This window comes from Rudaea sp., from assembly GCF_047601565.1.
Taxonomy (GTDB): Bacteria; Pseudomonadota; Gammaproteobacteria; order Xanthomonadales; family Rhodanobacteraceae; genus Rudaea.
Map to the genome: position 1 here is coordinate 894910 of NZ_JASGIY010000001.1, position 22951 is coordinate 917860.

The 22951-nt window shown below is 66.9% G+C and carries 18 protein-coding genes; 12 read left to right on the top strand and 6 right to left on the bottom strand.

Translation table 11 applies throughout. The features are described from left to right. The first annotated feature begins 47 nt into the window (after positions 1–47). From QM741_RS03795 to QM741_RS03840, 10 genes are all read left to right on the top strand, one after another. Positions 48–2843: a TonB-dependent receptor gene (locus tag QM741_RS03795; RefSeq protein ID WP_415206410.1), complete on the top strand. Its 2796-nt coding sequence runs from the start codon at positions 48–50 to the stop codon at positions 2841–2843. A gap of 110 nt (positions 2844–2953) precedes the next feature. Next, entirely contained in the window at positions 2954–4960 is a 2007-nt protein-coding gene (locus QM741_RS03800; protein ID WP_415206411.1) for an RICIN domain-containing protein, read from the top strand. Then, a complete protein-coding gene (locus QM741_RS03805; RefSeq protein WP_415206412.1) occupies positions 4942–6594 on the top strand; it encodes an exo-alpha-sialidase in 1653 nt (550 codons plus the stop codon). The genes QM741_RS03800 and QM741_RS03805 overlap by 19 nt, the downstream gene beginning before the upstream one ends. 62 nt (positions 6595–6656) lie before the next feature. Further along, complete coding sequence (locus tag QM741_RS03810) at positions 6657–7598, top strand: family 43 glycosylhydrolase (RefSeq protein WP_415209070.1); 942 nt, start codon at positions 6657–6659, stop codon at positions 7596–7598. Positions 7599–7610: 12 nt separating this feature from the next. Continuing rightward, entirely contained in the window at positions 7611–8381 is a 771-nt protein-coding gene (locus tag QM741_RS03815; protein ID WP_415206413.1) for an SDR family oxidoreductase, read from the top strand. Between the two features lie 21 nt (positions 8382–8402). Further along, positions 8403–9020, top strand: coding sequence for a 2-dehydro-3-deoxy-6-phosphogalactonate aldolase (locus QM741_RS03820; RefSeq protein WP_415206414.1), 618 nt, complete (start codon positions 8403–8405; stop codon positions 9018–9020). Continuing rightward, the gene (dgoD, locus tag QM741_RS03825; RefSeq protein WP_415206415.1) at positions 9017–10165 is read left to right on the top strand and encodes a galactonate dehydratase; all 1149 of its coding nucleotides are present in this window, start codon (positions 9017–9019) and stop codon (positions 10163–10165) included. The genes QM741_RS03820 and dgoD overlap by 4 nt, the downstream gene beginning before the upstream one ends. Positions 10166–10172: 7 nt before the next feature. Next, positions 10173–11075: an SMP-30/gluconolactonase/LRE family protein gene (locus QM741_RS03830; RefSeq protein WP_415206416.1), complete on the top strand. Its 903-nt coding sequence runs from the start codon at positions 10173–10175 to the stop codon at positions 11073–11075. Continuing rightward, entirely contained in the window at positions 11072–11953 is an 882-nt protein-coding gene (locus QM741_RS03835) for a 2-dehydro-3-deoxygalactonokinase (protein ID WP_415206417.1), read from the top strand. The genes QM741_RS03830 and QM741_RS03835 overlap by 4 nt, the downstream gene beginning before the upstream one ends. A 66-nt stretch (positions 11954–12019) precedes the next feature. After that, positions 12020–13579: a sodium/sugar symporter gene (locus QM741_RS03840; RefSeq protein ID WP_415206418.1), complete on the top strand. Its 1560-nt coding sequence runs from the start codon at positions 12020–12022 to the stop codon at positions 13577–13579. A gap of 94 nt (positions 13580–13673) precedes the next feature. Here the strand turns inward: QM741_RS03840 and waaA are convergent, their stop codons facing one another. Beyond that, entirely contained in the window at positions 13674–15014 is a 1341-nt protein-coding gene (gene waaA, locus QM741_RS03845) for a lipid IV(A) 3-deoxy-D-manno-octulosonic acid transferase (RefSeq protein WP_415206419.1), read from the bottom strand. Positions 15015–15091: 77 nt separating this feature from the next. On the opposite strand from waaA, the gene lpxL reads away from it, so the two are divergent. After that, positions 15092–16009: an LpxL/LpxP family Kdo(2)-lipid IV(A) lauroyl/palmitoleoyl acyltransferase gene (gene lpxL / locus QM741_RS03850; RefSeq protein ID WP_415206420.1), complete on the top strand. Its 918-nt coding sequence runs from the start codon at positions 15092–15094 to the stop codon at positions 16007–16009. Positions 16010–16063: 54 nt separating this feature from the next. Here the strand turns inward: lpxL and QM741_RS03855 are convergent, their stop codons facing one another. From QM741_RS03855 to QM741_RS03870, 4 genes are all read right to left on the bottom strand, one after another. Then, a complete protein-coding gene (locus QM741_RS03855; RefSeq protein ID WP_415206421.1) occupies positions 16064–17875 on the bottom strand; it encodes an LTA synthase family protein in 1812 nt (603 codons plus the stop codon). A 62-nt stretch (positions 17876–17937) separates the two neighbouring features. Then, positions 17938–19131, bottom strand: coding sequence for an O-antigen ligase family protein (locus QM741_RS03860; protein WP_415206422.1), 1194 nt, complete (start codon positions 19129–19131; stop codon positions 17938–17940). A gap of 86 nt (positions 19132–19217) precedes the next feature. Continuing rightward, on the bottom strand, positions 19218–20393 hold the full coding sequence (locus tag QM741_RS03865; protein ID WP_415206423.1) for a glycosyltransferase: 1176 nt from the start codon (positions 20391–20393) through the stop codon (positions 19218–19220). Between the two features lie 22 nt (positions 20394–20415). Beyond that, positions 20416–20637: a zinc-finger domain-containing protein gene (locus QM741_RS03870; protein ID WP_415206424.1), complete on the bottom strand. Its 222-nt coding sequence runs from the start codon at positions 20635–20637 to the stop codon at positions 20416–20418. A 180-nt stretch (positions 20638–20817) separates the two neighbouring features. Here QM741_RS03870 and QM741_RS03875 point away from each other — a divergent pair, with 180 nt between their 5' ends. Beyond that, positions 20818–22080, top strand: coding sequence for a Yip1 family protein (locus QM741_RS03875; protein WP_415206425.1), 1263 nt, complete (start codon positions 20818–20820; stop codon positions 22078–22080). A gap of 69 nt (positions 22081–22149) precedes the next feature. Here QM741_RS03875 and QM741_RS03880 read toward each other — a convergent pair whose 3' ends face one another. Continuing rightward, positions 22150–22761: a YceI family protein gene (locus tag QM741_RS03880; RefSeq protein WP_415206426.1), complete on the bottom strand. Its 612-nt coding sequence runs from the start codon at positions 22759–22761 to the stop codon at positions 22150–22152. Positions 22762–22951 lie beyond the last annotated feature (190 nt).

The window sequence follows — 22951 nt, forward strand, 5'->3', positions numbered from 1 at the left end:
GTGGCAATTCCACACTCGACAAGATCACCTTGGGAGGACAAGGCAACATGAATCGCATTCGCACACGAACGACCCTGCTCGCGGCGATGATCGTCACGGCACTTTTCCAGGCGCACGCCGCCGAAGTTGCGCCGGCGGCAAACCCGACGGATTCGTCAACGGCAGCCGACCAGACCACGACCGACGACGCTGCCCAGACGAAGAAGGCGGCCACCGCCACGAATGCGGATCCGCAGCAGGCGGTGAGGCTGTCCGAAGTGACGGTGACGCCTTTGCGCGAAAGCCTGCAGAGCGCGCAGACGCTCAAGCAGGATGCACGCGGTATCGTCGACTCCATCGTCGCCGAGGATATCGGCAAGCTGCCGGACAACAGCGTCGCCGACGCGATCCAGCGCATCACCGGCGTGCAGGTCGCGCAAGGCTTCCAGGGCGAGACGACGGGCGTGGTCGTGCGCGGCCTGCCGAACGTGATCACGACGCTCAACGGCCGCGAGATCTTCAGCGGCGTCGGCCGCTCGTTCGCGTTCCAGAATCTTCCGGCCACCGCGGTCAAGGCAATCGAGGTGTACAAGACCAGCGATGCGAGCCTGCCCGACGGCGGCATCGCCGGCGTGGTCGACATGCAGTTGTTCCGGCCGTTCGACTTCGAAGGCAGCAAGGTCGCCGCCACGCTGACGGAAACGCACAGCAAGTACGGCGGCCACACCGATCCGACCGCGAGCCTGTTGCTCAGCAACCGCTGGCAGACCGACGTCGGCGAAGTCGGTGCGCTGGTCAATTTCAGCTACATGGGCCTGCACTACGACTACAACGCGGTCTGGGGCGATTTCCCGACCGTGCTCAAGGATGCCTCGGGCAATCCAATGCTCACCTCGAACGGCAACCTGATCGCCGTGCCGAACGGTTTCGGCGCGGACTACAACATCGGCGACCGCAAGCGTCCGGAATTCAACTATGCCCTGCAGTGGAAGGCCAACGACAGCACCGAGTTCTATGCGGAAGGGCTCTACGCCTGGGTCAGCGACAACTACAACCAGCCGTTCTACTTCAGCTTCCCGGTCGGCGCGATCACGCCGACCAACGTGACCGTCACCAACCATTGTTACGCCGATCAACTCGCGGGCGACTACTACGGCCAGACCATCTGCGATGCCGCGAGCGGTACCTGGTCCGGCAACAACTACGCCGCCACGAGCACGCAGGCGCATCAGGAATGGGGCCACGACATCCAGAACTCGATCGGCGTGAAGTGGCACGGCGACCGGCTGCGCCTATCTTCCGATCTGTCGCAGAACCTGACCTCGTTCCATCTGCAGAACTTCATCATCGACACGTTCCTGAAGGCGCCGATCACCACCGTCTGGAGCGGCACGGGCGGACAGCAGCAGAACTGGACGATCGGCAACAATCTGCAGCTCGATCCCTCCAACTACTATCTCAACGGCCTGTTCCAGACTTGGAACACGCAGCAGGCCAAGCAGACCGCGTGGCGCGCCGACGGCAACTACGATATTGGCTCGTCCTTCTTGCAATACGTGGATTTCGGGCTGCGCTACGCGGACCATAAGGCGACGTACCACGGCAGCACGGAAATCTCCACGCCGCCGCCCGGCGGCACCGGCGACGTGCCGGCCAATCCGAATCCGGCCAACCAGGTGACCGCGCGGTTTCCGAACGGCTATTTCTGCAGCATGCCGACGACCGACGCGATTCCGGTGTCCTGGCTCACCGGCTGCTACGACTATCTGATCAACAACGCGGACGCGCTGCGCACGCTCTACGGCCTGCCGACCGGCCTCGCGCCGGAGAATCCGGGCCGTTTCTACAGCATCGGCGAGAAGTCGCTGGCCGGCTACTTCCAGGTCGCCTACGGCAACGAGCTGCTCGGCATGCCGTTCGACGGCCTGGTCGGCATCCGCGCGGAGCGGGTCAAGCGCAGTCTCGACGCGTTCTCCTACGACAGCTCGACCAATACCTATTCGCCGCTTTCCGTCTCGACCAGCGCCCCGGTCTACTTGCCGAACGCCAGCTTCAACTGGCATTTCCGCGACGACCTGCAGCTGCGCCTGGCCGCGGCGAAGACGCTGACGTATCCGGACTTCGGCTCGCTCAATCCGTCGATTTCGCTGACGCCCGGCACGATCAACCGCGCCGGCTACGCGAGCAGCGGCAACCCGAACCTGACGCCGATCCGCTCGAAGAATTTCGACGCGTCGCTGGAATGGTATTTCGCGCCGTCCGGCTACCTCAGCGCCGGCGGTTTCTATCGCGACATCAACGGCTACATCCAGACCTACGTCACCAACGTCACGATCAACGGCGAGGCCTACCAGCTGTCGTCGCCGCAGAGCGCGGGCTCGGGCTATCTCAGCGGCCTGGAGCTGGCCTACCAGCAGTTCTTCGATTTCCTGCCCGGCGCGTTGAGCGGACTCGGCGTGCAGGTCAACTACACGCGCGTCAACGGCTCGACGAAATCGCCGCAAACGCTCGGCGGCCCGAGCATAACCACGCCGCTGCAGAACGTTTCCAAGAACAACGGCAACGTCGTGCTGATGTACGAGAAGTACGGCATCTCGGCGCGCCTGGCCTACAACTACCGCAGCCGCTACATCGACTTCTTCACCCAGCCGACGGTGGCCGGCATCAACGACGAAATCAAGCCGGCCAACCAGCTCGACCTGTCGCTCGGCTACGACGTGAACAAGAACCTCACCGTCGTGTTCAACGCCAGCAATATCCTCGGCGCCGACCTGCACCAGTTCTGGGGCGACGGCGATACGCGGCCGCGCGACATCCGCTACCAGGACCGCACGGTAGGCCTCGGACTGCGCGTGAAACTCTGATCTCCACCGGCAGCCCGCGGCGCAGGATGGCCCGCGGGCTCTTTTTCGGGGCGGCTTGGTTTCGAACGAATCCGTATCCCCGACATCCGCAATTCAGCGAGGGCCTTTTCATGAGCGGTTCGAAATTCGATTCGGCGGCGTCGATCGCCTTGGGGGTTTTTCTGATTCTTGCCTTCAGCCTGTGCGCCTCCTGTGCGCACGGAGCCACTGGAACGCTGCTGGAGGGAGGCACACTGTATCCGCGCGTCGTGCGTCTGGCGCACGCGCCGCCCGCGTCCAACGGGCAGCTGATCGCGAGCACGAACGGCGTGATCTTCAAGAGCACCGACAACGGCGCGAGCTGGAGCCAGCTCGGCACCGTGCCGACCGCCGCCGGCAGCACCGAGCGCTGCTGCGCCACGCTCTACGAAATGCCGCAGACGGTCGGCGCGCTCGCCGCAGGCACGCTGCTGTCCTCGGCATCCTATCTCTACGGCGGCACGCCGGCGATCGAGGTGTACACCAGCACCGACCAGGGCGCGACCTGGTCGTATCACAGCATGCCCGTAGTCGGCGGCGACACCGACGGCCCGCACGGATTGTGGGAGCCGGAATTCGAAATTGCGAGCGACGGCGCGCTCGTGATGTTCTGGTCCGACGAAACCGATCCGTGCTGCAGCCAGAAACTGGCGCAGATCCGCACCTACGACGGCACGAGCTGGCAGAACCAGACCGATACGGTGCGCAGCACGATCCAGGCCGACCGCCCCGGCATGGTCACGGTCAGCCAGCTGCCGAACAACCATTTCTTCATGACCTACGAACTGTGCGGCCCGGCCGCGTGCACGGTATTCTCGCGCATCTCCACCGACGGCTGGAACTTCGGCGACCCGACCAACATGGGCACGAAAGTGCAGACCGCGAGCGGCCAGTATCTCGAACATACGCCGCTGAACAAATGGAGTCCGTCGGTGCTGTCCAGCAATGGTGCGATCATGCTCACCGGCCAGATCGTCTACGACGCCAACGGCAGCGTGTCCGCGTCGAACGGTTCGGTGCTGTTCGTCAACACCAACGTCGACGGCGCAGGCGACTGGTACACGATCAACGCGCCGGTGCACGTGCCGAATCCGTACGATAACTATTGCCCGAATTATTCCTCGGCGCTGCTGCCGGCCGCGGACGGATCAAGCATCCTTGAGCTTGCTTCCGACTATAACAACGGCGTGTGCAACACCTACTTCGCCAGCGAAGCCTGGAATCGCCTGCCCGCGGACGGCGCAACCTATGCCTTGCGTAGCGTGCAAGCGTCGAGCCTTTGCCTGGACAATGCCGGTTGGTCGACATCCAACAACACGAGCGCCGATCTTTGGGACTGCACGGGTTATCCGGTGCAGAATTGGACGATGCACGCGCATGGCAGTGGCTATTTTTCGCTGCAGAATCAGGCCACCGGACTATGCCTGGACGACACCGGCGGCAGCGCCACGCCGGGCAACCTCGTCACGCTATGGGGTTGCGCCAACAACACTAATCAGAACTGGATGTTCATGGACCTCGGCGACGGCAGCTACAAGCTGATGAGCCAAGCGTCCGGTTCGCTGGTGCTCGACGACCCGCAAGGCTCGACCACCCACGGCACGCAATTGCAGATCTGGACCGACAACGGCCTTCCGCCGCAGCAATGGACGCTGCAGCAACTGCCGCCCGACGGCGCGACCTATGCCGTACACAGCGTGCGGGCTCCGGCTCTTTGCCTCGACGATACCGGCTGGTCGACGTCGAACAACACCAGCGCCGAACTGTGGGATTGCAACGGTCTGTCCGTGCAGAACTGGACCGTGCATGCGAAAAGCAGCGGCTGGTACAGCCTGCAGAACCAATATTCCGGGCTGTGCCTGGACAACACCGGCGGCAGCACCGCGCCGGGCAATCTCGTCACGCTGTGGGACTGCGCCAACAACGCCAACCAGAACTGGATGATCATGCCGGTCGGCAGCGGCAACTTCAAACTGATGAACCAGGCTTCGGGCTCGCTGATGCTCGACGATCCGGGCGGTTCGACGACGCACGGCACGCAACTGCAAATCTGGACTGACAATGGCTTGACGCCGCAGCAATGGACCTTCGTGCCATAGCAAGCTTCGATCGGCGCATCAGAGAGACCTTAAGCATCCGCATGCGGGAACCGTGCATGATACGTTTGAGATTCGGACTTCGACTGTCGGCTTCGGCCTGGTTTGCCGCATTCTCCGCCGGCACCGTGGGCCAAGTTGGGCACGATCCGGTTGTGGGAACGCATCTTGCCGACGGCTCCGGTTACGTGAGCATCGTGCGCGTCGAGCACGGCCTGATTGAAGACAAAGGACGCCTGTTGATGGTGTTCGAGCAAGACGGCATGGGTGGCATCCCATTGTGGGAAAGCCGCGACGGCGGCGAGCACTGGCGTTTCCTCATGAACGTCACCGACCAGACGCATGCCAACGACAAACGTTGGCAGTTGCGCTGGCAGCCGCACATCACCGAATTGCAGCGGGCAAGCGGCGATCTGCCGGCGGGAACGCTGGTACTCTCCGCCAATGCCACCGGCAACGATGCGCAGGGGCGCGTGATCGAGGAGGATTTGCAGGCCTACACCTCAAACGACACGGGCAAGACTTGGCATTACCGCAGTTCCATCGTCAAGGGCGGCGGCCGTCCGGAAGACAAGGACAACAAAGGCGTGTGGGAGTCCAACCTCCACGTGCTGGACGATGGGCGCATGGTTGCGTACTACTCGACCGAACAGCACAAGGCCGACGGATACAACCAGGCGCTGGCGCACAAGGTGTCCGGCGACGGCGGCAAGCACTGGGGCATCGAAGCGCTCGATGTCACCATACCGGGTGGCGTACAACGACCCGGCATGGCGATCGTCACGCGTCTGGGCGACGGCCGCCATGCGATGACCTACGAGAACATCGACGGTCCGAAGAACGGACAGGTGTTCGTCAAGTTCAGCCGCGACGGACTGGATTGGGGCGACCCGCAGCGCCACGGCGAACCGGTGGCGACGCTCTCGGGTTTCTGGCCGGCGGCATGTCCGGTGGTGCGCTGGTTTCCCGTGGGCGGACCGGAAGGCGTCCTCGTCGTTTCGGCCGAGCGTGCCGGCGGCGGCGGTGACGAAGGCGGTCGCGACCTTTACTGGAACAACGCTTCGGGACGCGGCCCGTGGTGGGAAGTGCGTGCACCGGTACAGAAACGTACCGGCAACATCCACGCGGGTTGGACGCAGGCGTTGCTGTTGCGCGACGACGGCCGTTTCCTGCACGTCACCAGCTCGTCGTCGTCGGACAAGCCGGATAGCGTGGCTACCAATGAAATTCTGTATCACGCCGCCAAACTGGACTTCAATCGTTACGAAGCCGAAGACGCACAGTTCACCGGTGCCGTTGCGGTGCCCGATCCCAAGGCATCGAATTTGCGCAAGGCGCGTCTGGGTGCGGGGCCGGAAGGAAGATTGCGCTTCGTGGTCAACGACAACGGTGGCGAACACGCGCTGCACGTGCGTTTCGCGGACCTCGGCCTCGCCGCTCGACCGGCGCTTACCGTCAACGGTATGCGCCTGTCGGATGGCAAAGTGACGAAGGCCAACGACGGCTGGGAGTTCATTGACGCAATGACTGTACTGCTAACAGGCTTCAATACCATCGACGTCGAAGGCGGCAACCACGCCCTCGATGTCGACTACTTGCAGATGGATGGCGACACCGCGACGGCGGATCGGCCATGATGACGGGCCACCCTCCATATCGGCCGCTCGTCGCCTCGACAGGCACGCTGTTTGCCTTGGCCATGCGCACGCACGCCGCGGTTGTAGCAGGCCCGCTGTTGCCCTCCGGGCCTGATCCGTGGGCGACGCAACGCAATGGAACCTACTACTATACGCACACCTTGGGCGATCGCATTGCGCTCTGGAAAACGACCGACATGACGCAGCTCGGCAAAGCACAGCCGACAGTCGTCTGGCGGGCGCCGCCGCAAGGCCCGAACTCGGCCTCGATCTGGGCGCCGGAACTGCATTTCCTCGATGGTCGCTGGTATCTCTATTACAGTGCCGCAGACAAAATGCACGACGACGACGCCCACCGCTACGTGTTCGTGCTCGAGAACGCCTCACCCGACCCGATTTCCGGCCACTGGATCGACAAGGGCCGCCTGAACCTCGCGCGCAGCGGCATCGACGGCACGGTATTCGAGCACCGCGGCAAACGCTATTTCGTCTATTCCGCCTACGTCGACGACCATAGCGATCTGGTGATCGCGCCGATGCTTAACCCTTGGACCTTGTCGGACCGCCAAGTCGACATCGCCGCGCCGACGTATTCGTGGGAAATGCAGGGCGACCGCAAGATTCTCGAAGCGCCGGAATTTCTCGAGGGCCCCACCGGCAAGATCTTTCTTTCCTACTCGGCCAGCGCCTGCTGGTCCGACGGGTATGCGATCGGCCTGCTTAGCGCCGATGGGAATTCCGACCCGACCGATCCGGGGGCATGGACGAAAGCCGCCGCGCCCGTGCTCGCGACGTCGACCGCCAACAAGGTGTACGCTCCGGGACACAACGGCTTTTTCAAATCGGCGGACGGCAAGCAGGACTGGATCATCTTTCATGCCAACGGCGGCCCCGGCTGGAAATGCACCGCCCGGCGCGCGCCCTACATCCGGCGGTTTCGCTGGAGTGCGGCCGGCGTGCCGCAATTCGGCGGAGCGGCCGAGGGCGATGGACATTCGCAATAAGGATTTTGAACGATGAATCCCGAAAACCATTCGTCTTCCGCCATGCGCCTCGCCGGCAAGCGCGCCATCGTCACCGGCGCGGCCAGCGGCATCGGCGCGGCGATCGCGAAGCTGTTCGCCGCGCACGGCGCGCATGTGGCGGGATACGACCGCAGTGCGCCGGCGGCGAACGTGGCCTCGGCGTGCGCGCATTTCGCTCAGGGCGACGTGGCCGATGCGGCGGCGGTGACGGCATTCGTCGCGATGGCAGTCGCGAAGTTCGGCGGCATCGACGTGCTCGTCAACAACGCCGGTGCGGACGTGTTCGCCGAGCCGTTGTCGCTGAGCGACGCCGACTGGCGGCGCAATCTCGACACCAATCTCGGCGGCGCGTGGAATTTCAGCCGTGCCGTATTGCCTTCGATGCTCGACGGCGGCGCGGGGGCTATCGTCAACATCGCTTCGGTGCATGGGCATCGCATCATTCCGGGCGCGTTTCCGTATCCGGTCGCCAAGCACGGCCTGATCGGCATGACGAAGGCGCTGGGCATTCAATATGCCGCGCGCGGCGTGCGCTGCAATTCGATTTCGCCGGGCTTGATCCTGGTCGAGCGCATCGAGCGCTGGTTCGAGCGCGAGCCCGGCGCGCGCGAGCGCCAGACCGATCTGCTGCCGTGCAAGCGCATCGGCACGCCTGAGGAAGTCGCCTACACCGCGTTGTTCCTCGCCAGCGACGAGGCGCGTTTCATCAATGCCACCGACATCCTCATCGATGGCGGCCGCTCGCAGCTCTACCATGAATAGGACGCGAATGAGGACGTATCCGTGAACTGGCAGGACCCGCTTCCGCTAATCGCGATTCTGCGCGGCGTCACGCCCGGCGAGATCGAAGAGCAGGTCGATGCGCTGATCGACGCCGGCATCGCGCTGATCGAGATTCCGACCAACTCGCCCGACTGGCTGCGCAGCGTCGAGCGCGCGCAAAAGCATGCGAACGGACGCGCGATCGTCGGCGCAGGCACGGTGCTCACCGCCGCCGATGCCGATGCGCTCGCCGCGACGGGCGCGACATTGATGGTGACGCCGAACACCGATCCGCCGCTGATCCGCCGCGCGGTCGCGGCCGGGCTCACGGTCGCCGCCGGTTTCATGACGCCGAGCGAGGCCTTTGCCGCGCTCGCCGCAGGCGCGCAGATCCTCAAGTTGTTTCCTTCGTCGAATCTCGGCGCGGGCTACGTGCGCGCGATCAAGGCCGTGTTGCCGAAGACGGTGCCGCTGTTCGCCGTCGGCGGCGTCACGCCCGACAACCTCCCCGATTTCCTCGGCGCGGGATGCAGCGGCGCGGGGCTCGGCGGCGATCTGTACAAGCCGGGCCAACTCTCCACCGCGACGTATGCCCGCGCCGAGGCATTTGTCCAATCCCATAAAAAGTATACTTCGTGAAAATCGCCAAGCTCACCACCTACCGCGTCGCCCCGCGCTGGATGTTTCTCAAGATCGAAACCGACGAAGGCCTGGTCGGCTGGGGCGAGCCCGTGATCGAAGGCCGCGCGCGCAGCGTCGAGGGGGCCGTGCTCGAGATCGGCGAGCAGTTGATCGGCAAGGACCCGGCGCGCATCAACGACCATTGGCAGACGATGTACCGCGGCGCGTTCTACCGCGGCGGCGCGGTGTTCATGAGCGCGATCGCCGGCATCGATCAGGCGCTGTGGGACATCAAGGGCAAGGCGCTCGGCGTGCCGGTGTACCAACTGTTCGGCGGCCTCGTGCGCGACAGGATGAAGACGTATTGCTGGGTCGGCGGCGATCGTCCCGCCGACATCATCGCGCAGATTCGCACGCGCCTCGAACACGGCTTCGACACGTTCAAACTCAATGCTTGCGAGGAAATGGGTCTGATCGATTCGAGCCGCACGATCGACGCGGCGGTGGCCAAGGTCGCCGAGATCCGCGCGGCCTTCGGCAGCACGATCGAATTCGGCCTCGACTTCCACGGCCGCGTCGCCGCGCCGATGGCGAAGACGCTGATCCGCGAACTGGAACCCTACCGCCCGTTGTTCATCGAAGAACCGGTGCTTGCCGAACAGGCCGAACACTATCCGCGTCTCGCCGCGCAGACGGCGATCCCGCTCGCCGCCGGCGAGCGCATGTACTCGCGCTTCGAGTTCAAGCACGTGTTCGAGCGCGGCGGCATTTCGATCATCCAGCCCGATCTTTCGCATGCGGGCGGCATCACCGAGTGCATGAAGATCGCGGCGATGGCCGAAGCCTACGACATCGCGCTCGCGCCGCATTGCCCGCTCGGGCCGATCGCGCTCGCCGCGTGCCTGCACGTGGATTTCGCAAGTTGGAATGCCGTTCTGCAGGAACAGAGCATCGGCATCCACTACAACGCCGACGGCGAGGTGCTCGACTACGTCGTCAACAAGGAGGCGTTCGCGATGGAGCGGGGTTCGGTCAAGCCGTTCACGAAACCGGGTCTTGGCGTCGAGATCGACGAGGCGCGCGTGATCGAGCGCAGCAAGAATCCGCCCGACTGGCGCAATCCGGTCTGGCGCCACGCCGACGGCAGCGTGGCCGAGTGGTGAGGCGGGCATGACCGCGGTCGCCCGACTCGCCGTCGACAGCCGCTGCATGCTCGGCGAAGGCGTGCTCTGGAACGATCGCGACCGCAGCGTGCTGTGGACGGACATCCATGCCGCGAGGCTGTGGCGCTACCGGCCCGGAAGCGGCGAGGTGCGCTCCTGGCGCCTGCCGGACCGGCTCGGCTCGTTCGCGCTGTGCGAATCCGGCCGGCTGCTGCTCGCGCTCGCGAAGCAGATCTGCAGCGCCGACCTCGACGCGGCGGAGGCGGACGAGGCATTGCCGGTGCAACCGCTCGCCGCGGTCGAACCGGACGAACCGAACCTGCGCTGCAACGACGGCCGCGCCGACCGCGCCGGCAACTTCGTCTTCGGCACGCTTGACGAAGGCGTGCCGCGCGCGCCGCGCGGACGCTTCCATCAATACTCGGCGCGGCACGGCCTGCGCGCACTCGATCTCGGCGGCGTCGCGATTCCGAACAGCCTCGGCTTCGGCCTCGATGGGCGCAGCCTGTACTTCTGCGACACTTGCGAGGGGCGCATCATGCGCTGCGACTACGATGCGGACTCCGCCGGCGTGGGCCGACCCGAGCCGTTCGCGGAAGTCGAACCGCCCGCCGCGCCCGACGGCGCGGCCGTCGACCGTTTCGGCCGCCTGTGGAGCGCGCAATGGGGCGCCTCGCGCATCGTCTGCTACGACCGCGACGGCCGCGTCGCGCAGCGCGTCGACCTGCCGACGCGGCAACCGAGTTGCATCGCCTTCGGCGGCCCCGGCCTCGACGTCGCCTACATCACCACCGCGCGCGAAGACCTCGACGCCGACGCGCTCGCGCGCGAGCCGCACGCGGGCGGCCTGTTCGCCGTGCGCTTCGACGCACCGATCGGCCTGCGCGAATCGCGCTTCGACGACCGATGATCGCGATCGACTGGGGCACCACGAGCCTGCGCGCGTTCCGCATCGATGCGGAAGGCCGCGTCGTCGAGACGCGTCGCTCGTCCGACGGCGTGCTCGCCGCCAGCGGCCGGTTCGAGGCCGTCCTGCGCGCCGCGATCGACGGCTGGGAAGACACATCGATCGTCATGAGCGGCATGATCGGCAGCCGCCAGGGTTGGCGCGAGGCGGCGTACGTCGAGTGCCCCGCCGGAATCGACCGGATCGCCGCCGCGATGGCGCCACTCGATGTGCCGTCGCTGCCGGACCGACGCATCTGGCTCGTGCCCGGCCTCAGCGTGAAGGACGCGGACGGCACGCACGACGTCATGCGCGGCGAGGAGACGCAGATCTGTGGCCTGCTCAGGGAACTCGCCGCGGGCCGGCACCTGGTATGCCTGCCCGGCACGCACAGCAAGCACGTGGAACTGCACGACGGCCGCATCGCGCGCTTCCGCACCGCGATGACCGGCGAGCTGTTCGACCTGCTCCGCAAGCACAGCCTACTCAGCCGCCTGATGGACGCAGACGCGCCGCACCGGCCCGTCGCGTTCGCGCGCGGCGTCGACGACGCGCGCCGGCCGCGCGACTTGCTCAACCAGTTGTTCGCGGTGCGTACGCTCGGCCTGTTCGGCACGCTGAGCGCGGACGAACTGCCGTCGTATCTCTCCGGCCTGCTGATCGGCCACGAACTGAACGACTTGCCGGCCGGCGCCGACACGCTGCACCTGATCGCCGCCGACCGCCTGCTGGTGCCGTACGGCGAGGCGCTGGCGCGCCGCGGCGTGCGCGCGGTGAACCACGCGGATCACGCCGCGGCGCACGGGCTGCATGCGCTGGCCGTCCGTCATGGTCTGGTTTAGCCCTATAAACATATAAACATCCATTTCGCCGACGGGCGAAACACCAAGAACGAAACGGGAGGTCAAATGAAGCTGTCGACGCCGGATATCGCCATCGTCCTCGTCTACCTGGTGGGCATCTTCGCCCTCGCGCAATGGGTGTCGCGCGAGAAGCGCGGGCACGCGAAGGACGGCAAGGACTACTTCCTCGCCGGCAAGGCGCTGCCGTGGTGGGCGATCGGCACCTCGCTGATCGCGGCGAACATCTCGGCCGAGCAGATCATCGGCATGTCCGGTTCGGGCTACGCGCTGGGCCTGGCGATCGCCTCCTACGAATGGATGGCGGCAGCGACGCTGCTGATCGTGGGCAAGTTCTTCCTGCCGGTGTTCCTGCGCAACGGCATCGACACCATGCCGCAGTTCCTCGAGCACCGCTACGGCCCGCGCATCCGCACGGTGATGGCGGTGTTCTGGTTGATCCTGTACGTCTTCGTCAACCTGACCTCGATCCTCTGGCTCGGCTCGATCGCGGTCAGCCAGGTCACCGGCATGGATCAATTCCTCGCGCTCGCGCTGCTCGGCGTGTTCTCGCTAGCCTACCAGCTCTACGGCGGACTCAAGGCCGTGGCGCTGACCGACTTCGTGCAGGTCGGCCTGCTCGTCGCCGGCGGCATCGCGATCACAGCGCTGACCCTGGCGCGCGTCGGCGACGGCAGCATCCTCGCCGGTTTCGCGCAGTTGCGCGCCGCGCACCCGGAGCATTTCCACATGATCCTCGGCCCCGACAACCCGTTCTACAAGGATTTGCCGGGCCTGAGCGTACTCGTCGGCGGCATGTGGGTGGCGAACCTGAGCTACTGGGGATTCAACCAGTACATCATCCAGCGCGGGCTCGCGGCGAAGAGCGTGGAGGAGGCTCAGCGCGGCGTGCTGCTGGCCGCGTTCCTCAAGCTGATCGTGCCGCTGATCGTCGTGGTGCCCGGCATCGCCGCGGTGACGCTGGCGCCCGGCCTCGCCAAACCCGACCAGGCCTATCCGACGATGATGGGGCTGCTGCCGGCGGGCGTGCTCGGCCTCGTGTTCGCCGCGCTGATCGCTGCGGTCATGGCCTCGCTCGCCTCGAAGATCAATTCGATCGCGACGATCTTCACGCTCGATTTCTACACCAAGATGGTGCCGCAGAGCGACCCGACGCGTACGGTGACGGTCGGCCGGCTCGCCGCGATAGGCGCCGTGCTCATCGGCGTGCTCAGCGCCAAGCCGTTGCTCGGCAGTTTCGACCAGGCGTTCCAGTACATCCAGGATTTCACCGGCTACTTCACGCCCGGCGTCACCGTCATCTTCCTGCTCGGCCTGTTCTGGAAGCGCGCCAACGAGAACGGCGCGCTCGTCGCGGCCGTCAGTTCGGTCGTCCTGTCGATCGCGATCAAGCTGCTGCTTCCGGCAATGCCGTTCATGAATCGCATGGGCTGGGTTTTCGTCCTCTCGCTCGTGCTGGCCGCCGTCGCCTCGCTGGTGACCACCGCGCCCGCATCCGCCGACACGATCCGCACCGACGATGTGAGCTTCCGCACGTCGGCCACGTTCAATGCCGGGGCCACGGTCGTGATACTGATCCTGGTCGCGCTGTACGCGGCGTTCTGGTAATGCGCAGGCCCGTGGCGTTCGCAACGGATCGCGCAGCCCGGTGCGCCACGACTCGAATCGCGCGCGATTCGCGACGCTTCAGTCCGTCGGGCGATCAACCCAACGCCTTCTCCACGATCGCCAGCGTGCGCAACACGCTGCCCTGTTCGCGCTCGAACGCCTGCTGCGCAGCGTGGCCGACGCGCTTGCGCAGGGCCGCATCGGCGAACAGGCGCGTGATCGCGGCACCGAGTTCCTCGCCGTCGAGCACCTGCAGCGCGGCGCCGGCCTCGGTCAGGCTGGCGTTGATCTCGGCGAAATTGAACATGTACGGACCGACCACGACCGGCACCGCGAGCGCGGCCGGCTCGAGCACGTTGTGGCCGCCGATCGGCACGAGGCTGCCGCCGACGAAGGCGACGTCGGCGCCGGCGTAGTAGTTGAGCAGTTCGCCGAGCGTGTCGACGACAAAGCATTGCGTGTCGGATTTCGCCGCCGCGTCCTCGCTGCGCGTGCGCGTGACGAAGCCGAAGCTGCGGCAGGCGAGCGCGACCGGCTTGAAGCGTTCGGGATGGCGCGGAACGAGCAGCATCAGTGCGTCGGGAAAGCGCCGCAGCACCTCCGCGTGCGCCTTGAGCACCGGCAGCTCCTCGCCGTCGTGCGTGGACGCGGCGATCCACACGGGCCGGCGCGCGTCCCAGGCGTCGCGCATCGCCGCGGCCTCTTCGAGCAGGTGTTTCGGCACGGTCATGTCGTACTTGAGGTTGCCGACCACGCCGAGCCGAGCGGCCGGCGCACCGAGTTCGGCGAAACGCGCCGCATCGGTGGCCGATTGCGCGGCGATGTAGCTCACGCCGGCGAGCGCGCGCTGCACGAGCGGGCGGATCGGCGAGTAGCCGCGCAGGCTTTTTTCCGACAGCCGCGCATTGGAGATGATCAAAGGGATGCGCCGCGCCTCGCACTCGAAGAACAGGTTCGGCCAGATCTCGGTCTCCATGATCAGCGCGACGCGCGGGCGGATGCGGTCGAGGAAGCGCGCGATCGAGGTCGGCAGGTCGTAGGGCAGATAAAGGTTCACCACGCGATCGCCGTAGACGCGGCGCACGCGTTCCGAGCCGGTCGGCGTCACCGTGGTGATCACGAACGGCGTACCCGCGTAGCGCGCCATCAGCGCGTCGATCAGCGGCAGCGCGGCATTGACCTCGCCCATCGACACGGCATGGATCCAGATGCTTTCCTCGAGATCGACGGCGGAATGGCCGAAGCGCTCGCGCCAGCGGTCGAAGTATTCGCGGTAACGCAGGCCGCGTACCGCGAGCCGGTAAAGGATCGCCGGCGTCAACAGGTACATCGTCAGCGTATAGAGGAGGCGGCGTAGCGGCACTGTGGATGCGCGGAAAACGGATGGCGAAGTATAGCGGCGAGGCGGCACGCAGAACGCGGGAAAAGCCTGCATCGCCGTCCTTCCGGCGAAGGCGGCAATGACGGGCAAGAGTAAAAGCCGTCCCCTCATCGCTCCCGTATACTTTCGCGATGAATTCACCCGGACCATCCGCGCGCCTCGCCGCCCCGCGTCACTGGCTTGCGTGGCTCGGCGTCGGCATGATCAAGCTCGTGGCGCTGCTGCCGTATCGCGCGCTGTACGTGCTCGGCCGCGCGCTCGGGCTGCTCACGCGCCACCTGCCCGGCGAGCGGCGCCGCATCGCGCGGCGCAATCTGGAAATCTGCTTTCCGCAACTCGATGCTGACGCATCGGCGCGACTGCTGCGCGCCGCGCTCGCCGACCTCGGCCTGATGCTGGTCGAATTCGCCTTCGCCTGGATGGGCAGCGAACGAGCGCTCGCGCGCGTTCCGTGCACGATCGAAGGACTCGAACATCTCGACGCCTGCCGCGCGCAGGGCCGCGGCGTGCTGCTCGTCGGCGCGCACTTTTCGCATCTGGAACTGTGCGCGCGCCTGGTCTCGCAACGCATCCGCATCGCCGGCATGTACCGCGTGATGGACAATCCGGTGTTCGAGCGCGCAGTGCTGCGCGCGCGCCTGGACTACGCCGAAACGATGTTCACCAAGGACGAATTGCTCGCCACGGTGAAGTACCTGCGCCGCGGCGGCACCGTCTGGTACGCGCCCGACCAGGACATGCGCGGCAAGGACGCGGTGTTCGTGCCGTTCTTCGGCGTCCCGGCCGCGACGATCACGGCGACCCACCACCTCGCGCGCCTGTCCGGCGCGGCGGTCATCCCGTTCTTCCACCGCCGCCTGGCCGGCGGCCGCGGCTACGCGCTGCGCCTGGAAGCACCGCTGGAGGACTTTCCGACCGCCGACGTCGTCGCCGACACCGCGCGCGTCAACGCGCAGATCGAACGCATGGTGCGCGAAGCGCCGGAACAGTATCTGTGGGTGCACAAACGCTTCAAGTCGCGGCCGCCGGGCGCACCGCCGCTGTATTGAGCCGCCGGCACTGCGGCGGCGGCGGTCCGGTCCCGCGATTCCCCTGGTCCGGTTTCAATCCGAAGCGGACAGGCTCACGCCGAGCGCATCCTCGATCACGGCGGGCAGTTCGCCGCGCAGGTGCAGTCGCGCGAGCGCGTCGACGCCGGCGCGCGCATCGTCGTCGAGCGGGTCGGCGCCGTCCAGGTCGTCGTCGAGCGCGTCGAGCACGGCGAAGTACGGGTCGTCGTCGATGCCGGCGGCGGCGAGCAGCCGTACCGGCAGCATCCAGCTGTGCGTGTCGACATGGCGCGGATACGGCGAGGCCGGGTCGATCAGCAGCCATGGCACCGGCTGCGCCTCGGGCGCTCGGCCGTCCTCGAAGCCGAGCTGGAAATACACCGGCGGCAGCGCCGGCAGATGGTCGCCGTAGAACAGCAACAACGTGCGACGCTCGCGCTTGGCGAGCGCATCGGCGAGGCGACCGAGTTCGCGGTCGGCATCGTCGATCAGGTACAGGTAATTGCGGAACCAGTACTTGCCGCCGTCGTCGAGACGCTCGGGCACGGGCAGCGCGGCGAGGCGCTGCGCATCGAGGCCGGGCCGCCAGTCGAACGGACCGTGCGCTTCCATGCTGATCGCAAAGACGAACTGCGGCGCGCCGTCGTCGGCAAGCTCGGCGAGGATGCGGTCGGTCAGCGCCGCATCGGACTCGAACAGGCCGACGATGCGCTCGGGCGCGAACGCGCTTTCGTCGACGAAACGATCGAAACCGAGCGCGGGATAGGCGTGGCCGCGGTTCCAGAACGCGGCCGAGTTCGGATGGATCGCCGTGGTGCGGTAGCCGTGCCGCGCGAGCGTCGCGGCCAGCCCCGGCATGCGCGCGCGGTCGATCTCGACCCACGGATACTGCACGCCGCCGAGGCTCGCGAGCGGCGCGCCCGTCAACACCTCGAACTCGGTGCGGATCGTGCCGCCGCCGAAGGTCGGCACGCTCAGGTCGCCGCCGGTCGCATGCTCGCGCAGCCGGTACAGCTCGCGCAGCCAGCGGCCAGTCGCGACGTCGTTGAGGCGCGCGGGATCGAACAGCGATTCGCTTTGCACGACGACGATGTCGGGCAGGTCGTTCGCCACCCCCATCGCTGCGAGACGCGCCTGGATGGCCGGCGCGTGTTCCTGCAGCAGCGCGATCGCCGCCGCCTCGTCGGCCGGCGGCACGTCGCCGCTGCCCACCTCCCAGTGGTACAGCAGCAGGCTGCCGACCAGTCCGGCGCGGCCGACGCTCTGGGAAAGCGACCACGGCGTGAATCCGAAGCGCTCGGCGTCGAACAGCTTGCGCCACGGCGACGCGCCCGAGAACAGCGTCGCCGCCGTCAGCAGCGCGCAGGCGCCGATGCCGATGCGCAGCGCCGGCGTCATGCGCAGCACGCGGCGTTCGCGCACGAGCAGGACGGTCACGCCAGCCAGCGCCGCGACCAGCGCGAGCACCGGCACGCCGACGTGGAGATACTGGCTGAACAGGCGAACCACCGGTGCGAGGTTGCCGAGGATGCGGAAGTCGGCTGGCAGCAGCGGCGTTTGCAACTGTGCGACCTTGGCCGCGTTCGCGGCGTACAGCGCCGTCAGCGGCAGCAGCGCGAGCCAGCTGCTCAGGAGCAGGCGGCGCGTCAGCGCGAGCAGCAGCGCGCCAAGCGCGACGACCGGCAGCGCGTTGAGCGCGGCGACGCAGGCGAGATCGCCCGGCGCAAGCGGCGTCGCGCCGCTGCCGTAGCCGTAGCATGCGACGAGCACGACGATCAGCGTCACGCAGGCGGCGATGCCGGCGCCGGTGCGGAGGACGTCGCGCCGGCTCGGGGTCGGCGCGGAAAGGGCGGTGCGGGCGATCATGACAGGATTGCGACAATGCCATGACAGCGGCAACCATGGGTTAACCGCAGGTTAGGACCGCCTCACGAGCGCGAGCCGTTCGCGTTCAACGCAGCGCAATACAGCGCGAGCAGCCACCAGAACACCAGCCCCCACCATGCCGAATAGAACGCAAGGTGCGTATCGAGCGGAAACGTCATCGCCGCGAGCGCGAGCGCGGGCGCGAAGGCGCGCGCGCGCGCGGCCGCGTCGGCGCGGCGCCAGGCGCGAACGGCGAAGGCGACGCCGGCGATCCAGAACGCGAGTCCGATCGTACCGGTTTCGCTCAGCACTTCGAGCACGATCTGGTGCGCGTGCAGCGCGCCTTCGTCGGGATCGGCGGCGCTCGCGAACGTATCGCCCGCGCCGGCGTATTGCGCATAGGCGTAGCGGAACGCGCGCACGCCGACGCCGTTGACGGGATGCGCCTCGATCATGCGCAGTGCGGTCGGCCAGATGTGCATGCTGCGCCCTGAACTGGCGTAGTCGACCGCGGCCTCGCTGCCCTGCAACGCGCGCAGCGAGCGATCGACGCGCGCATCGAACGCCGGCGAAACATGCAAGGCGACGAGCGCGGGCACGGCCGCTAGCGCGAGCGCGGCCGCGCTCCATCCGGCGAAGCGCAGCGGCGAGGGCGCCTCGCGCCGGAGGAAGGCGAGCACGACCAGCGCATACATCAGCCAGCCCGCACGCTCGCCCGCAAGCAGGATCGGCACGAGCGCGAACACGAACGCGGCGAGAAAGCCCGCGCGGCCTAAGCGCGCGCGCGCCGCCGCCAGCACGAACGGCGACAGCACCGCAAGCACCGGCCCGAGTTTGAGGTTGCCCGCGCCGAAGATGCCCGACAGCCGTTCCGGATCGGATTTGCCGGCGACGCCGTAGCCCGTGAGCGCCTGCACCCAGGCGTCGAGCAGCCACAGCGCGAGGATCGCGCCGATCGCGAACGTGACGCGCGGCCACGGGCTCGCCTCGCGCAAGGCGAGACAGGCGAAAAGCGCAAACGGCAGGAAACGCAGCAACCCGGCGGTCGTGCTCCACGACTTGCCGGGCGTGATCGAATCGAATGCCGAGATGAACGCGGGCAGCCAATAGCAGGCGAACAGGGCGAGTGCGAGACACACGCCCGGATGGGTCGCCAGCGTTCGCCGTTCACGCCATGCGCGGATCAGCGCCGCGATCGCGCACGCCGCGACCGCCACCGTCGCGGCGCCGACGCCGAGCGGCAGCAGCACGAGCACGGCGACGAAGAGCAGTGCGGGCCATGTTTGCCGAAGCGCTCTCCCCCGGTTGGGCGAGGGGGTACCCTGGTACTTGTCGTCGGAGATCAAGAGCCCCCCTCGCCGCAATCACCTCCCCCGACGCTGGAGCCATCGGAGAAGAGGGGGTCTCGTGCGGCAACCCGGGCATACAGCGCCAGCGTCGCCGCCTGCATGTCCGCGAGCCGGTATTTTTCCAGCGGCGCGACGGGTGGCGGCGCACTCAGAAACTCGATGGCGCGTTCGCGCAGCGCGTTGAACTCGCCGAATGCCACGCCGCCGCGCGGATACAGCTCGGCGAGCAGTTCGCCGACGCCGCCATGCGCCCAGCCGAGCACGGGCCGGCCGAGCGACAGCGCCTCGACCACGGTACGCCCGAAGGACTCGGGCTGCGTCGACAACTGCAGCACCAGATCCGAAATCGCGTAGACCTCGCGCACGTCGCCGCGCGGCGGCGTGATCGCGAGACGATCGAACACGCCGCGTTCGCGCGCGAGCGCTTCGACTTCCTCTAGGTACTTTTCACGCCCCGCCTCGCGCGCACCGAGCAGCAGCAGGCGCGCGTCGAGGTCACGCGCGCGCAGCGCCGCGAGCAATTCGACCGCGTCGCGATGGCCCTTGAGGCGCGTGCCGCGACCGGGCAGCGTCAGCAGCCTGCCGCCGGCGAGTTGCGGAAAGTCGGCGAAGAAGCGCGTGCGCCAAGCCTCGTCCGCACGATGGCCGCGCGGGAACTCGGCCGGATCGATGCCGCGCGGGATCACCGCGATGCGTGCGGGCTCGAGCCGCGGGTAGTGCCGCAGCACGTACTCGCGCAGCGTGTTCGACACGCAGATCACGCGCTCGCCGCGCGTGAGGATCGCGCTGTACCGCCCCGGCGAATTGAGGCCGTGCACCGTGGTGACGAAATGCGGCCGTGCGCCGCGCATTCCGCGCAGCGCATGCCAGCCGATCCACGCAGGCAGGCGCGAGCGCGCATGGACGATATCCGGCTTCAGTTCGGCGAACAGGCGGCGAAGCGTGCGGACATGCCGCAACGTCGCCGGCGACTTGCGGCCGATGTCGAGCGCGACATGCTCGCTGCCTTGCGCGACGAACTTTTCCACGAGCCGGCCGCCGGCCGAGACCGCGATCGAGCGATGCCCGGCCGCGGCGAGCGCCGCACCGATTTCCAGGGTCGAACGTTCGACGCCGCCCGCGGCGAGCGCAGGCAGCAGTTGCACGACGGTCAGCGGACGCGCGGGCATCGCGGCGCGCGGCAGGCCGGCGTCACGACTTGAGCGTGTAGACCGCGCCGCAGTACGGACACTTCGCGCTGCCCTCGGCCTCGACCGGCAGGTAGACCTTGGGATGCGAGTTCCACAGCGACATGCCCGGCATCGGGCAGGACAGCGGCAGGTCGGCGGCCGTGACCTCGTAACGGTTCTGGGCGTTGGCCGGAATTGCCTTGGCCGTGGCGGGATTCGACGGAGCGACGGCGGCGGCAGTCATGGCGCGATTTCCACATGGGCGATGCCGCGAGGCGGCGAGGGAACGGATTCTAGCAAGGTTCGCGCCGCACGCAGAACCGTGACGCAATTCGCGCCACGGGATTGTGCAAGACGACATTTCGGCAACCCGAAGAATGGGTATGATGCGCTGGTCGCCACTATCGATTGGGGGAACACCGCAATGGACTTCAACAAGCTGATCGCGCGCGTCAAGAACATCCTGCTCACGCCGAAGACCGAATGGCCGGTGATCGCGGCCGAGCCGGACACGGTGCCCGGCATCTTCACGAATTACATCGTCATCCTCGCCGCGATACCGGCGGTGGTGCAGTTCCTCAAGCTGAGCATCATCGGCATCTCGATTCCGATCGTCGGCGGATCGATCCGCATGGGCATCGGCACGGGCATCACCCAGATGATCGTGGTCTACATCGTCTCGCTCGCCGTGTGTTACCTGATGATGCTCATCATCGACGCGCTCGCGCCCACGTTCGGCGGCGAAAAGAACCAGGTGCAGGCGCTCAAGTCGTTCGCCTACGCCTATACGCCGGCATGGGTCGTCAGCGTGCTCGGACTGCTCGGGCTGCTCGGCTCCCTCGCCGGGCTCGCGGCCGCGATCTACGGCATCTACCTGCTCTACCTGGGCCTACCGCACACGATGAAGTGTCCGCAGGAGAAAGCGGGCGGCTACGCGGCCGCGACGATCATCATCGGCTTCGTGCTGTCGTTGGTCCTCGGCGCCGTGCTCGCGAGCGTCACCGGTTTCAGCGGCGCGATGACGGGCGCGATGAGCGGCGGCCTGAACACGTCGTCGACCTACACTCCCGACAAGAACAGCGCGCTCGGCACGCTCGCCGCGATCGGCCAGCAGGCCGAGGCGGCGAGCAAGAAGATGGAGGCGGCGCAGAAGTCCGGCGACGCCAATGCGCAGGCCGCGGCGGCCGGGCAGATGCTCGGCGCGGTGCTCGGCGGCGGCTCGCAGGTCGAGGCGCTCGCGCCCGACGCGCTCAAGCCGTTCGTGCCCGAGACGCTCGCCGGCCTGCCGCGCACCAGCCTCTCGGTGCAGAAGCAGGCGCCGCTCGGCATGCAGGTGTCGATCGCGGAAGCGCGCTACGGCTCGGGCAATGGCCCGAGCTACGAACTGACCGTCACCGATTCGGGCAGCGCCAAGGGCTTCATGGCGCTGGCCGGCTTCGGCGCGATGGAAAACGAAGAGCAGACCGACCACGGCTACGAGAAGACTTACCATCAGGACGGCCGCCTCGTCCACGAACAATGGAACCAGTCCGGCGACGGCGAATACACGGTCGTGCTCGGCGACCGCTTCATCGTCAACGTCAAGGGTTCGCACGTGGCGAACATCGACGCGCTCAAGAGCGCGCTCGGCGGCCTCAATCTCGCCGGCCTCGAAGCACTCAAGTCGCAAGGCGTGAAGAACGGCTGAGATTGCGTTCCGCTGCGCGCGCAACGGGCGGGATCGAACGACTCCCCGCCCGCCGTTTTTCCTTCCCGGCTATTTCGGCTGCTTCGCGTCGAGTGTGATGCGCACGGGAATCTCGTCGCTCACGGCAGGCACGTACTTGGTCACGCCGAAGTCCGAGCGCTTGATCGTCGTCGTCGCGTCGAAGCCCGCCGCCTGAGCCTTGAACGGCCCCATTTCGAACAGGCCGATCTTGTTGACCCTGGCGTCGAGCGTCACCGGTTTGGTCACGCCGTGCACGCTGAGGTCGCCGGTGATCTTGAGGCCGTTCTCGCCGATCTTCTCGATCTTGGTGCTCTTGAACGTGATCGTCGGGTACTTGGCCGCGTCGAGGAAGTCGGGGCTCTTCAGGTGCTCGTCGAGCTTGGCGATGCCGCTGTCGAGCCCTTCGAGCGGCAAGCTGACGGCGACGGAAGACTTGGTCAGATCGGCCGCATCGAGCAGCACGCTGCCTTCGATCTTGTCGAAGCGCGCGCTCGGATTGCTGAAGCCGATATGGTTCCAGCTGAAGATCACGCTGCTGTGGCCGGCATCGATATCGTAGCGGACGATGCCGGTGGCGGCCGCGGCGGGCGCTTTCGCGCCATCGGCGGCAAAGGCAGGCAGGGTGGCGAACAGTGCGACGGCGAAAGCCAGGCGTTTCATGGGAGATCCTCTTGGGTGGGTGTCGGAACTACGGCGACGGACCGGCGAACGAACCGCTATTCGATGAGCGGCGCGCGACGATTCGGACCGCCCCGCCCCGGCGACGAGACGGGCGCAGTATAGCGAAGCTCGACACTCCCGATTGCCGCCGCGGATAGGACAGTGAGGCATATCAAACGTACAATCGCCG

Coding starts and splice junctions, on each gene's coding strand:
- QM741_RS03815 (WP_415206413.1), top strand. CDS start 7,611: ATGAATCCCGAAAACCATTCGTCTTCCGCCATGCGCCTCGCCGGCAAG.
- lpxL (WP_415206420.1), top strand. CDS start 15,092: ATGAATTCACCCGGACCATCCGCGCGCCTCGCCGCCCCGCGTCACTGG.
- QM741_RS03855 (WP_415206421.1), bottom strand. CDS start 17,875: ATGATCGCCCGCACCGCCCTTTCCGCGCCGACCCCGAGCCGGCGCGAC.
- QM741_RS03870 (WP_415206424.1), bottom strand. CDS start 20,637: ATGACTGCCGCCGCCGTCGCTCCGTCGAATCCCGCCACGGCCAAGGCA.
- QM741_RS03800 (WP_415206411.1), top strand. CDS start 2,954: ATGAGCGGTTCGAAATTCGATTCGGCGGCGTCGATCGCCTTGGGGGTT.
- QM741_RS03865 (WP_415206423.1), bottom strand. CDS start 20,393: ATGCCCGCGCGTCCGCTGACCGTCGTGCAACTGCTGCCTGCGCTCGCC.
- QM741_RS03795 (WP_415206410.1), top strand. CDS start 48: ATGAATCGCATTCGCACACGAACGACCCTGCTCGCGGCGATGATCGTC.
- QM741_RS03875 (WP_415206425.1), top strand. CDS start 20,818: ATGGACTTCAACAAGCTGATCGCGCGCGTCAAGAACATCCTGCTCACG.
- QM741_RS03840 (WP_415206418.1), top strand. CDS start 12,020: ATGAAGCTGTCGACGCCGGATATCGCCATCGTCCTCGTCTACCTGGTG.
- QM741_RS03810 (WP_415209070.1), top strand. CDS start 6,657: ATGCGCACGCACGCCGCGGTTGTAGCAGGCCCGCTGTTGCCCTCCGGG.
- QM741_RS03805 (WP_415206412.1), top strand. CDS start 4,942: ATGGACCTTCGTGCCATAGCAAGCTTCGATCGGCGCATCAGAGAGACC.
- QM741_RS03835 (WP_415206417.1), top strand. CDS start 11,072: ATGATCGCGATCGACTGGGGCACCACGAGCCTGCGCGCGTTCCGCATC.
- QM741_RS03830 (WP_415206416.1), top strand. CDS start 10,173: ATGACCGCGGTCGCCCGACTCGCCGTCGACAGCCGCTGCATGCTCGGC.
- QM741_RS03880 (WP_415206426.1), bottom strand. CDS start 22,761: ATGAAACGCCTGGCTTTCGCCGTCGCACTGTTCGCCACCCTGCCTGCC.
- waaA (WP_415206419.1), bottom strand. CDS start 15,014: ATGCAGGCTTTTCCCGCGTTCTGCGTGCCGCCTCGCCGCTATACTTCG.